The 13,650-nt window shown below is 42.8% G+C and carries 7 protein-coding genes and 1 pseudogene; all 8 read left to right on the top strand.

The annotated features are described in order from the left end of the window. Positions 1–72 precede the first annotated feature (72 nt). Positions 73–1,845, top strand: a pseudogene (locus tag KQP79_RS23030) (SusC/RagA family TonB-linked outer membrane protein); the annotation flags it as partial. Between the two features lie 31 nt (positions 1,846–1,876). After that, positions 1,877–3,508: a RagB/SusD family nutrient uptake outer membrane protein gene (locus tag KQP79_RS23035; RefSeq protein ID WP_004311092.1), complete on the top strand. Its 1,632-nt coding sequence runs from the start codon at positions 1,877–1,879 to the stop codon at positions 3,506–3,508. A 29-nt stretch (positions 3,509–3,537) separates the two neighbouring features. Continuing rightward, positions 3,538–5,124 (top strand): glycosyl hydrolase, encoded by a 1,587-nt coding sequence (locus tag KQP79_RS23040; RefSeq protein WP_004311091.1) that lies wholly within the window; start codon positions 3,538–3,540, stop codon positions 5,122–5,124. 24 nt (positions 5,125–5,148) lie between these two features. Then, positions 5,149–6,330, top strand: coding sequence for a pilus assembly protein N-terminal domain-containing protein (locus KQP79_RS23045; protein ID WP_004311090.1), 1,182 nt, complete (start codon positions 5,149–5,151; stop codon positions 6,328–6,330). 146 nt (positions 6,331–6,476) lie between these two features. Beyond that, complete coding sequence (locus KQP79_RS23050) at positions 6,477–7,646, top strand: glycosidase (protein WP_004311089.1); 1,170 nt, start codon at positions 6,477–6,479, stop codon at positions 7,644–7,646. A gap of 321 nt (positions 7,647–7,967) precedes the next feature. After that, entirely contained in the window at positions 7,968–9,857 is a 1,890-nt protein-coding gene (locus KQP79_RS23055) for a sodium:solute symporter family protein (RefSeq protein ID WP_061448480.1), read from the top strand. Between the two features lie 33 nt (positions 9,858–9,890). After that, the gene (locus tag KQP79_RS23060; RefSeq protein ID WP_061448481.1) at positions 9,891–12,365 is read left to right on the top strand and encodes a PQQ-binding-like beta-propeller repeat protein; all 2,475 of its coding nucleotides are present in this window, start codon (positions 9,891–9,893) and stop codon (positions 12,363–12,365) included. Between the two features lie 141 nt (positions 12,366–12,506). After that, entirely contained in the window at positions 12,507–13,643 is a 1,137-nt protein-coding gene (locus KQP79_RS23065) for a GNAT family N-acetyltransferase (protein ID WP_004311086.1), read from the top strand. Positions 13,644–13,650: the final 7 nt, after the last annotated feature.

The following is a 13,650-nucleotide window of genomic DNA, read 5'->3' on the forward strand; positions in this document are numbered from 1 at the left end:
GTTGCTAACTCGTTACCACTGTTTCTCAAATACTCAGTTAAATGTTTATTCTTCAAACGGTTATATTAAACCGTTGAAAATCTAAAATATAAGTTTAACGTAGGTATCAGAAAGGACCATACCAAATCACGTACCTATACGGGTATATATGACTTGGGAACTTTTGGGAAGAATGATGCTCCCGACTTAAAAGAAGGTTCATCCACATACGATTCATGGGTAATAGAAAACACCCTGAACTACGATAAAGTCTTCGGCAAACACAATATTTCTTTGTTAGCCGGTTATTCCGCCCAAAAAGACAAACATTACGGCCTGAACGGAAGCAACTCCGACATTCCGCAGTTTATTGAAACGATGACAGGTAACACAACCACCATGAGCGCTTCCAGCAATCTCAAAGAATTGGCACTGGTTTCTCTCTTCGGACGTGTTATGTACTCTTATGATGACCGTTATTTATTCTCCGCATCTATTCGTCGGGACGGTTCTTCACGCTTCGGCAAAGGACATCAGTATGGTAGTTTCCCATCCGTGTCTGTAGGCTGGAACATCAATCGCGAAAAATTCTTCAATCCATTAGAGAATGTATTCGACCAACTAAAGATTCGTGCCAGCTACGGTAAACTGGGTAATCAGGAAATTGGGGACAATTATTACCCGACTATCAGTGTGGTGGGTAGTGGTATGAACTATCTTCAAGGCAACAATATCTGGTTCGGACAAATGCCCTATGTAAACGCCGTATCTCCGACTAACCTGACTTGGGAAAATACAGAGACTTACAACATCGGTTTAGATCTTAGCCTACTGAACGGACGACTGACAATGACAGCAGATGCTTATGTGAAAAACACGAATGATGTACTACTTCCTATCCCCTACGCCGGTTCTGCCGGTATCAGCGGATTCTCGATACAGAATGCAGGAAAAATACGTAATAAAGGTTTCGAGTTTGCGGTGAACTACCGTGGTTCTATTAAAGATAAGTTCAACTACTATGTAGGGGCTAATATCAGCACGGACAAGAACGAAGTTATCAAAATATCTACAGGTGGTGACAATATGACTATCTCCGGTTATTCGGCGCATGGTCAGGGCGGACGTGGTATCAATATGTTCCAGGAAGGTCATGCCATGTCTTATTTTAACTTAATTGAAACAGATGGTATTTTCCGCAGTGCAGAAGAAATTGAGAACTATAGAACAGCCGATGGCAAACTGATTCAGCCGGGCGCCCAAGTAGGCGACGTACGTTACAAAGACTGGAATGGCGATGGCTCAATAACCACCGACGACCAGCATGATGTAGGCAGCCCGTTCCCCGATATGACTTTCGGCCTGAGACTGGGTGGAGACTGGAATAATTTCGACTTTAACCTCTTCTTTGACGGTACGGTAGGAAATAAAATCTATAACTACCCGCGCTATCGCCTGGAATCAGGAAACTTCAACGGTAACTACAGTACGACGCTGGCTAACTCGTGGAGACCCGACAACCAGAATACCGACATGCCCCGCTTCTCCGTTACCGACGGTGCGGACAACAAATGGGCTTATACCGACAGATGGCTCGAAGACGGTTCATACATACGTTTGAAAACACTCGATATCGGTTATACATTACCCAAACAGTTGCTAAAAAAGATCAAGCTTGAAAATGTGAGAATCTATACTTCCATAGAAAATCTCTTTACGTTAACCAAATACTCCGGCTACACGCCCGACCTCGGTGAAAGCGGTGTAGATCTAGGTACCACTTACAATGTATTCACAAGAGGAATCGACCAGGGACGTTACCCGCTCCCACGTACATTCTCTTTTGGTATCCAAGTGAATTTATAAGAAAGAACTAACACGTATAATTGAATATAGTATGAAAAAAAATTGGTTATCATATATATGCATGGCAGTCCTTCTTTCAGGAATACTTAGTTCGTGCAATGAATCCAGCTTTCTGGATCTGAAAGATCCCAATCATTTCACGGGGGATAACTTCTGGAAAAACAAGGCAGATGCCGAGAGCGCTCTTGCCGCCGCATATTCTCCTATCAAGTACCAGATGTATGGTTATTTTGGGGCTTTTGACGGTTGGCTAAACCTGAATGGACGTGGAGACGATATCTTCACAATCACTAATGAAGAACCGGGCATGTGGGCTATCGCTAATTTCCAAAACTCACCGACTACGGGAAATGATCCTTATGGCGCACTCTTTACAGGAGTACAGCGCGCAAATGTTGTACTAAGATACATTGACAATGTACCGGCTACAGGAATCACCGAAGAAGACCGTTCCATGATTAAAGGTGAGGCACTTTTTTTGAGAGGTTATCAATATTTCCTGTTAGTTAATAACTACAAAGAAGTGCCCCTGCGTATCATTCCTTCTAATGAGGACGAGCCGAACAAACCGGCAGCCAGCGAAGCGGTACTCTGGAAACAAGCGGAAGATGACTTGACAGAGGCCATCAAATGCAACCTGCCCGTCACCCGTGTAGCAGATGAAAAAGGACGTATTGAGAAAGGAGCTGCTATCGCTATGCTGGCAAAGGTATATCTGACACAGCATAAATATCCGGAAGCTAAAGCTCAATTGGATTTATTATTAAAAGCGCCTTATTATCCGGGACGTTATAACCTAATGGAAAACTTCGCGGAGAATTTCACTACTGCCAAAGAAAACAACGAAGAATCTGTTTTCGAATTGCAATACAGCAGCGACGGCGACTTGACGTGGGGGAATGAAAGCGGCATCAACTTAGGAAGTTCTATTCCGCAATTCATCGGCCCGGTAAACTCCGGTGGCTGGGCAAAAATCATGCCGACTTCATTTATTGTCGGGCAGTTCATTTCTGAAGAACGCCCTGCGGGAGCCGATACCAAGTTTGACAAACGTATGTATCCCAGTCTGTTCTTTAACCCCGAAGCACTTGGCGATGTTGTGAAGAACGAGAGCTGGTACGGCGGAAATTATTCCATGGAGAAACTGTGGGAAGGCAATGCCGGTAAAATGGCCGGCGGTGCTCCAACTTTCAGCATGGGTGACGGTAAATTCCTTCTGAAGAAATACACTGCCTATTATGTAAACGACGAAGCGGCAGACAATATGGGAAACAAAGAAGGAAAAGCCAACAATGTACGTGTCATGCGTTTTGCAGAAGTACTGCTTATGTATGCCGAGGCTTGCGCCAAAACAAACGATGTGACAGGTGCCAGCTATGCCCTGAAACTTATCCGCGAAAGAGCCGGACTGGCAGACAAAACATTCACCCAGGATCAGCTTATGGATCAGATCGAACATCAATGTTTACTCGAATTTTTCGGAGAAGGGCACCGGTTTGACGACCTGAAACGTTGGTACACAACCAATGAAATCAAAACAATCCTCAAAGCAAATGACAAGCAAGGGGCAGACAATTTTCAGGAAAGGAACAGGTATTATCCGATTCCGACAGGCGAATTGAACAACAACTCTGCAATGCAACAAATAGATTTATGGAAATAATCTTTCCAATAACTTATAACAGAAAAATTATGAAAAAAATATATGCACTATTATTCGTATCCTTACTCTTATTTATAGGATATTCTTGTGAAGACGGTAGCCTGAGCCATGGTGATGTATACATCCCGGATCCCGTGGAAGAGTCGGACGAGGATGATGGTTTTGCGACAGAGCCTACAACAACGTCTGTTGTGAGGATGTCTATCGGCGAAGGACATCAGCATCAGATGATTGACGGATTTGGATGTGGTTTTGCAGAATGGTCTCACCGTATCTGGAACAATAACCACAGAGATGCCGTTATGGCAGACCTATTCGGTGACAATGGCTTGAAGCTAAACATATTCCGTGGAGAAGTATTCCCGCACTATCAGGACGACGTCACGGGTGAAATAGAATTTGGCATGGACCGTAACTTCAACCTGCCTGCCGACGAACCTAAATACATGAACAACTATTGGTTCAAATATCACGGTGCGGAATGTGCCGAACAGGTACAGCTAGGCCAGATGTGGCTGGTGGACTATCTATCCAGAAAGCATAAAAGCATGAAGTATATGTTCTCCGTATGGAGTCCACCTAAAAAATGGAAAGATAAAGACAGCAACTCCGGTGGCTCTCTGAAAGCTATTCATTATGAAGATTACGCCAATTATCTGATAGACTTCGTCAAAGAATACGAAAAGAAATTCGGAATAAACATTTATGGCTTATCACCTACCAATGAACCTGATAATACTTTCACTGCATGGTCTACTTGTAAATGGACTCCTGAACAATTGGCAGATTTCAGCCATAACACTTTCCGGAAATCTCTGGACGCGGCCGGATATAATGATAAAAAGATTATAATGGGAGAATGTTCCTCATGGTGGAAAGCAAGTTACTCGTCTTTCCTCACTGCATCCAATCAGTTCTTCAAGAAATGTCTGGAAAGCGAAGCTTCATTGGCAAATGACAACGTCATAGCGGCCGGACACGGATACAGTATGTCCAATTTAGATAATATCTTACCTTTCGATGAAGCAGTTAATGCCAATATTCCTGTATGGATGACCGAGAACTGTGACAACTTAAAACGTTCGGAGGACTGGAATGATGCCATGAAATGGGCAAGAAACTTCCATTACTATCTGGCACAAGCTAATGTAAATGCTTATATCTGGTGGGCCGGAGCCCGTCCTTGCAGCACGACAGGCGAGAACCTTATCCAGTTGGAAGAAGCCATACCGGGCACTACCTACTACAGAGTCCCCCGCTATTATACATACGGGCAGTTCACCAGATTCATCGAAGCCGGCAGTCATCGTGTAGATGTTGAGGCTATTCCTTCTGAAGAGAATCAATTCCCTGCAGAACTTCTGATGTCAGCTTATGTTAAGGATAATACTTATACCATCGTATTAGTGAACAGTTCGGAGAAGGAGTCATTCTCCACTTTAGTTGAGATTGAAGGAAAAAGTTTTCAGAACATGATTGCATACACATCCAGCGAAGACGTAAAATGGCAGCGCAAGAAGTTCAATCCTTCTTTAAGCGGGTTACGTTCCATTACGGTTCCCAAGCTCAGTGTGGTGACAGTTACTGGTAAGATAAAAGATATTGCAGCAGAATAATAGTCAAAATAATACTAGAATATCATGAAAAAGAATCGATTATATATAGCAGGATTCCTGCTTGCAGCCGTCAATTTGTTCTCCGGTTGCAGTGAAGATGATCCGTCCTATGCCAATCTGGTTGCGGACAAGCAGGAATTGACAATCAATCTAGATGAAAAAGCAGAAGGAGTGATTCAGATTATTCAGGGAAACGGTAACTACAAGGTTACCAGTTCGAACGAAGATGTGGTTACCGCTACAATCGACAATGACCAAATACAAGTGACAGGTTTGAAAGCCGGTGACGCAAATGTGACTATTACCGACTGGGCCAGGATGTCAACCAACGTAAAAGTAATTGTTGACCAATTGGTAGACTTGGTTCTGAAAGTATCTTCTACAGTTATGTATCCGAATGAAGACAAGACCATAGAGGTCTATACAGGCAATGGAGGATACAGTATCACTGTTGATAATCCATCAATAGCAAAGGCTGCGATAAATGATAAAGGGCAGATTCAAATTGAATCGCTGGCTCCGGGTACTGCCACTTTCACCGTAAAAGACAGACGGGACAAAACGACAGAACTCATCGTAAAAGTGAAAAAGAGAATGGTAGTCGACAATAGTGAAAATATCCCTTACTTAGTTATCGGCACTCCGGCTACTATCAAAATCCTGGATGGCAATGGTGGATATACCTGCACAGCAGGCGGTTCTGCAACTTACCTGAAATGCTCCATGTCTGAAGACGGTACAGAAGTGATAATTGAAGGACTTAAAAGATACCGTTACAACAACAAAGTCACTATCGCCGACCAGGACGGTGAAAAGATAGAAGTGACCATTACCGCTATTGACGATCCTTACCTGGAGAACCCGTCATATCGCTATATGCTGGCAGGTTCTTATTCTTACCAAAGCCTTTCTACTTCAAAAGTAGGAGAAATAATGCATTCGGCGGATTTCAACTTGTCGCAATTGCTTGTTAAGAGTTCGACAACTTCATCCGCATCCGGTTACGCGGTTCAGTTTACCGGCGATTTGGGAGTAGGCAGCAAGACGAATGCAACACTTTATAAGGTGACAAGAAACGCAGTAGACAAGAATGTAGGATATCCGATAGAAGATTGCCGGATTGATAAAGTAGAAGACGGCTGGTATTGGGTGAGTTTCCTGGAGCCCGGATACACTGTACGTTCCTATTTTATAACCAAAGAATAATTTATAAACTTGACACACATGTATTTCGGAAGTACCCCCATACTTTTGAAGTGACCAACATAAAAAGAGACTGTCCTTACAACACAGTATATTCCTTATTACTATCTGTATTGTAATCAGTCTCTTTTTATAAATTTTGAACAGATATGAATAGATATGATAACAGATTACGTATTCTTACAGAAGAATATGAAACGCTCATCTCACGTGAAAATAAAAGAATACGATCCAACAATGGCATATTTGAACGCTATAAATATCCTATTCTGACGGCAGCCCATACTCCACTCGAATGGAGATATGACTTTAATCCGGAAACAAACCCTTTTTTGATGGAACGTTTCGGTATTAACGCTGTATTCAATGCAGGAGCTATCAAATATAACGGAAAATATCTCATTATGGCACGAGTGGAAGGTTACGACCGTAAGTCGTTTTTCGCCATAGCCGAAAGTCCGAATGGGATAGATAATTTTCGTTTTTGGGAATATCCAATCCAGCTTCCCGACTTATACCCGGAAGAAACGAATGTCTACGATATGCGCCTTACCCAGCATGAGGACGGATGGATATACGGCATTTTCTGTTCGGAAAGCAAAGATCCGGACGCAGCCGCCGGAGATCTGACTTCTGCCGTTGCGGTAGCAGGCATCATACGCACCAAGGACTTAAGAAATTGGGAGCGTCTGCCTAATCTTATCTCTAAAAGCCAGCAACGCAATGTGGTACTCCATCCGGAGTTTGTCAAAGGGAAATATGCGCTTTACACCCGCCCTCAAGACGGGTTTATTGAAGCAGGCACTGGTGGAGGAATTTGCTGGGCACTAGTAGATGATATCACTCATGCAATAGTTAAAGAAGAGACGGTGGTAGAACAACGTTATTATCACACCATCAAAGAAGTGAAGAACGGTGAAGGGCCTCATCCTATCAAAACGCCACAGGGATGGTTGCACCTCGCGCATGGAGTCCGTGCTTGCGCAGCAGGACTCAGGTATGTGTTGTATTTGTACATGACCTCTTTAGATGCCCCCAATAAAGTGATTGCCCAACCAGGAGGTTACTTCATGGCACCCGTAGAAGAAGAAAGAATCGGAGACGTTTCCAACGTATTATTTTCGAACGGGTGGATTACAGATGAAGACGGAACGGTCTACATCTATTATGCTTCTTCAGATACACGGATGCATGTAGCTACCTCTACAATCGAACGACTTGTAGATTATTGCCTGCATACTCCGGAAGATAAACTTCGATCCGCTACGTCCGTAGAAAATATTTATCAACTGATAGAAGCTAATAAGGTGAAAGTATAGTAACTGAATTTTCAATATGGAAAGCACACCATCGCCATTCCTTCCGGAATTTGACAATGGCGTGCTTTTTCTGGTTCTTTCATTTTATTCATAAGACTGAGGCCTCAACAATATTCCTTTTTATAAACGATAAAATCGCATATCTTATCGTTTATACAGGGGAAAACCGACTTTTCAAAGGAAAACCAAAGTTGAAGTAAACACAGATATATTAATATAGTATCAGAATGAGTTAAAATAATATTTGTTTCCCCACTACTTTCGCCCTACTTTTGCATCAAATAAAATAATGATATATAAAAACCTAATCGAAATAACGATATGAAACTACACGAAATCGATATTCTCATCATTTGTGCCTATCTCATTGCCATGATTGTCATCGGACTTATCCTGAAGAAACGGGCTGCCCAAAATATGGATTCTTATTTCCTGGGAGGGAAATCATTGCCATTTTATATGCTCGGACTCTCCAATGCTTCCGGAATGTTTGACATCACAGGAACGATGCTGATGGTATATTGGGCATTTGCCTACGGATTCAAGAGCCTTTGGATTCCCTGGTTGTGGCCAGTGTTCAACCAAATCTTTCTAATGGTTTATCTGTCCGTGTGGTTACGTCGTTCCAATGTACTCACTGGAGCAGAATGGATTAAGACACGTTTCGGTAAAGGCAAAGGATCGACTCTTTCACATACGATTGTTATCATCTTTGCATTACTTAGCGTACTCGGTTTTTTAAGTTATGGATTCATAGGTATTGGTAAATTTATGGAGATATTCATCCCCTGGGAAGTAGTATCTCCATTCATTCCTTTCAATGTGCCTGCAGAATATGTTCCTCATGTATATGGTATTTTCTTTACCACAATCGCCACTTTCTATGTAATGCTCGGAGGAATGTTGAGTATTGTATGGACAGACGTTGTGCAGTTCCTGATTATGACAGTAGCAGGTATCGTAATTGTTGTTATCGGAATGCAAATGGTAGCGCCGGACATGATTCATTCTTTCGTTCCGGCCGGCTGGGACTCTCCTTTCTTCGGATGGACGCTGGATATCGACTGGAGCAGCCGGATGAGCCTCTTGACGGAACGGATGGCGAATGAACCATATAGCCTGATTAGCATCTTCGTCATGATGGCCTTGCTCAAAGGAATATTTATGAGTATGGCAGGACCGGCGCCCAACTATGATATGCAGAAAATTCTATCTTGCAAATCCCCCAAAGAAGCGGCTATGATGAGCGGTTCCGTATCAGTCGTACTATTAATCCCCCGCTACCTGATGATTATGGGATTTGCTCTGCTGGCTATCTACTTCTTTAAAGAAGATGGCGGTCTGACACAAATGGAAGTGACACGAACGGATTTTGAAACTATCCTCCCCCATCTAATCACACGTTATGTGCCTGCAGGATTAGCCGGAATCCTACTAGCCGGACTACTGGCAGCTTTCATGTCGACTTTTGCGTCCACTGTTAATGCCGCACCGGCTTATATCGTGAATGATATTTATCTGAAATATATCAATCCGAAAGCGAGTGTGAAAACACAAATACGCAGTAGCTATATTATTTCTGTCGCAGTAGTAGTTATCAGCACTGTCATAGGGTTCTTCCTGAAAGACATCAATGAAATATTCCAATGGATTGTTGGAGCACTCTTCGGAGGATACATCGCGGCCAACGTACTGAAATGGCATTGGTGGCGCTTCAATGGTGAAGGCTATTTCTGGGGAATGACCGCCGGAGTAATAGCAGCCATCGTCATGAAGTTCACTGTTCCCGACGCATGGGTACTCTATTTCTTCCCCGTACTGTTCGGAGTTTCCCTGATAGGATGCATCGCAGGAACCTATAGCGCACCTCCAACAGACGAAGAGACGCTCATCAACTTCTACACCCGTGTACGCCCATGGGGATGGTGGAAGCCGATTGAAGAAAAAGCATTGGCCCGTTACCCTCATATCCAGCCAAACCGCAACTTCAAAAGAGACGCATTCAACGTGGCAATCGGCATTGTGTGGCAATGCAGCCTTACCATTATCCCAATGTATCTCGTTGTCCGCCAACAATTGGGGCTCTGGAGCTCTATCGCATTGCTTCTGGTTACGACCTTGATACTAAGAAAGACTTGGTATAAGCCTCTGTGTAAAGAAGAAATCAGGTACAACGAAGAAATAAAACAACTAAAACAAGAGAAGGAATAATTAGCTTAACACACTAAAATTTGAGAACCGACCATGAAAAGACTATCTGTGATTCTGGTATCATTTTTACTATATCTGCCTCTATGCGCTCAATTTAAGGGAACAGTTTCTGTCGACACTAATCAATCGGGCATAGTTGATAAAGGCGATAAGCCGCTGGCGGGAGTTATGGTAACAGATGGATTGAACGTAGTAAAAACAGATAAGAAAGGTCGGTTCTCTTTGCCCGGATTCGAGAAAACAAGATTCATAAGTATTACAACTCCTGCGGGATTTGAAACACAACAATTCTACCTTTCTACCAAAGAGAACAGAAAAAGCTACGATTTTATCTTAACCGAAAGCGAGCGGACAAAACCCAGAAAACATTCTTTCGTGCAAATCACCGACACCGAAGTAACGGGTGGAATGGGGCGTTGGGTAACCGATCTCCAGCAATACATTGACAATGAGAAGCCTGCCTTCCTCATTCACACCGGAGATATCTGCTACGAACCGGGACTCACCATCCACAATCAAGTGGTAAATGCACAAACAATGGATTGTCCTGTTTATTATTGTATCGGTAATCATGACTTAGTGAAAGGCAACTATGGCGAAGAGCTTTACGAATCTCTCTATGGTCCGACATGGTATTCATTTGATATAGGTAACGTTCATTATGTAGTCACTCCAATCGACCACGGAGATAACCCGACCAACTATACCCAAAGAGATGTATACAACTGGCTAAAAAACGATCTTGCTCTCATAAAAAAAGACCAGGCACTTATCCTTTTCAATCACGACTTATTTACTCCAAATGACTCTTTCGTCTTTAAAGCAGATGACGATCATCTGCTTGATTTTCGTTCTTTCAATACCAAAGCCCAAATCTACGGACACATGCATTACAACTATGTCCGCAACCAAAATGGGATTTATACAATCTGTACCGACACATTGGATAAAGGAGGCATTGACCATTCCCCTTCTTCTTTTAGAGAAATAAAAGTAGACGCAAACGACAATATCACCACCCAACTGCGATATGCTTTCATCGAGCCACAAATCGCAATAGTCTCTCCGATGAATAATCAGACGGCCGCAGCCTGCACCATCACTAAAGATCAGCTTCCTGTTTCCGTCAATACATATTATTCGCAGGCCAAAACGTCTCACGTTTCTTATATCCTAAGCGATTCGGAAAATAATCAAGAAATAGCTAAAGGCGATCTAGCCTCCCGTACAGAATGGAACTGGGGTGGAAACATTCAAATGCCGGCTAATGAAATGGGGAAAAAACTAAATCTCACAGTGACTTCATTCTTCAGCAACGGAAAGAAAGCGACTGCTACCAGCCAGTTTATCTACCAAAAGGACTTCAAATTATCCACTATTGCAGGTGAAGACTGGAATACATTACTTCAAAACGCAGCACACTCCGGCGGAGTCAACAACTCTCAAATCAAGCTCCCCCTGCAATTACAATGGACAGCTAATACAGGCAGTAACATTTTTATGTGTTCTCCCATTATCGCCGGACAGAAAGTATTTATCGCTACCACCGACGATAATGTATCACTGAACACATTTATCTGCGCATTTAATTTTAATTCAGGCAAACTGTTGTGGAAATTCCGTACTGCAAATTCTGTTAAGAACACAATAGCCTATGAAAATGGAATTGTAGTAGCTCAAGATGCCTCCTGCAACCTCTATGCCTTAGACGCAGAATCAGGAAAATTACTCTGGAAACAATCTATTAATTTGGACAGCTATCCCTATCTGACTGAAGGATTGACAGTAGACAAAGGAGTGGTCTATGCCGGAATCGGCGCCGGACTATCTGCCTACAACCTAAAAACAGGACAAACGATATGGACTAACAAGGACTGGAAACAGCGGGAAGGTTCTACTACAACACTCGCTATTGCCGGAGATGTATTAGTCAGCGGAACCCAATGGGGAGGTTTATACGGCAATGATATCCACACAGGAAAGCAACTCTGGAAACTATCTGATAACGGACCTGGCAACCGGGGAGCCTCTCCTGTCTATAAAAACGGGAAATTATGGATTATCTCTTCCAAGAGCTTCTTCACAATAGAGCCACAAACCGGAAAAGTATTGCAACAAAAAGAGTTATCAGCCAATCTGGATGTTACATCCACCCCACTCATCACCGAACAGGAAATCATTTTCGGTACTGCCGACCGGGGAGTTTTCGCATTGGACAAATCTACACTTTTCAATAAATGGAAAGCAGAAACGTCACCTTCACTTGTATATACTGCTCCTTATTCCACCACTCCGCAAGCCGGAGTTGAAACAAGTCCTGTTGCATCACAAGGAATTGTCTACATCGGAGCTTCCGACGGTTATCTATATGCCATCGACCAAACTACAGGAATTATAAAAGATAAACGACACATTGGAGCGCCTATATTTTCAACCGTAGCCGTATCCGGGAATAAGATGATTGTTTGTGGTTTTGCGGGTAATGTTTATTGCTTTTCATCGAAGTAAACTCCCTCTTCACTATCATAATGCATAAACTCAAATGGTACATAAGCACTAAAATTATATAGATACAGTTTTTGCCACCCCACACGTTGTAATTTAAAGATTATCACGTATCTTTGCCTGCTCAAATCATAAATACGAGATATGGCTATTACAATCAAGAAAGTCTCCACAAAGAGAGAACTTAAGAAATTTATCCGTTTCAACTACAGAATGTACAAGGGTAACCCTTACTCTGTGCCTGACCTCTATGACGACATGCTCAACACCTTCAACAAGAAGAAAAACGCAGCATTCGAATTCTGTGAAGCAGATTATTTCCTCGCATACCGGGACGATAAAATAGTAGGACGTGTAGCTGCAATCATCAACAATCAGGCGAACGAGAAGTGGGAATGTAAAAACGTTCGTTTCGGATGGATAGACTTCATCGACGATCCCGAAGTATCATCCGCACTCATCAAAACGGTGGAAGAATGGGGAAAAGAACGAGGCATGACTCACATTGCCGGTCCTCTCGGATTTACTGATTTCGATGCGGAAGGAATGTTAGTTGAAGGGTTCGACCAACTTAGTACCATGGCCACTATCTACAACTACCCATACTATCCTGTACACATGGAAAAGTTAGGCTTCGAGAAAGACGCCGACTGGGTGGAATACAAAATCTACATACCGGATGCCATTCCCGACAAGCATAAACGTATCTCCGAACTGATCCAACGAAAATATAACCTCAAGATAAAGAAATATACTTCCGGAAGAAAAATAGCCAAAGACTACGGACAGAAGATTTTCGAGCTGATGAATGAAGCATATAGTCCTCTTTATGGCTATTCTCCGTTGACACAGCGGCAAATCGACCAATACGTGAAAATGTATCTGCCGATCCTTGACTTACGGATGGTTACACTGATTACTGATGCCAATGACGAATTGGTCTGTGTAGGTATCTCCATGCCATCTCTCGCCGAGGCTTTACAGAAATCACACGGACGTCTGTTGCCACTCGGATGGTTCTATCTGTTAAAGGCACTATTTATGAAACGCCGTGCCAAAATGCTTGATCTGCTACTCGTTGCAGTGAAACCGGAATATCAAAACAAAGGTGTTAACGCTTTGTTATTTTCCGATTTAATTCCAGTTTATCAAAAATTAGGTTTTATCTTTGCGGAAAGCAACCCCGAACTGGAACTGAACGGAAAAGTTCAGGCACAATGGGATTACTTTGAGACTCAACAACATAAGCGCCGCCGTGCGTTCATCAAAGAGATAAAATAAAAAACAG

Origin of the sequence: Bacteroides sp. DH3716P (assembly GCF_025914115.1) — a bacterium.
GTDB lineage: Bacteria > Bacteroidota > Bacteroidia > Bacteroidales > Bacteroidaceae > Bacteroides > Bacteroides ovatus.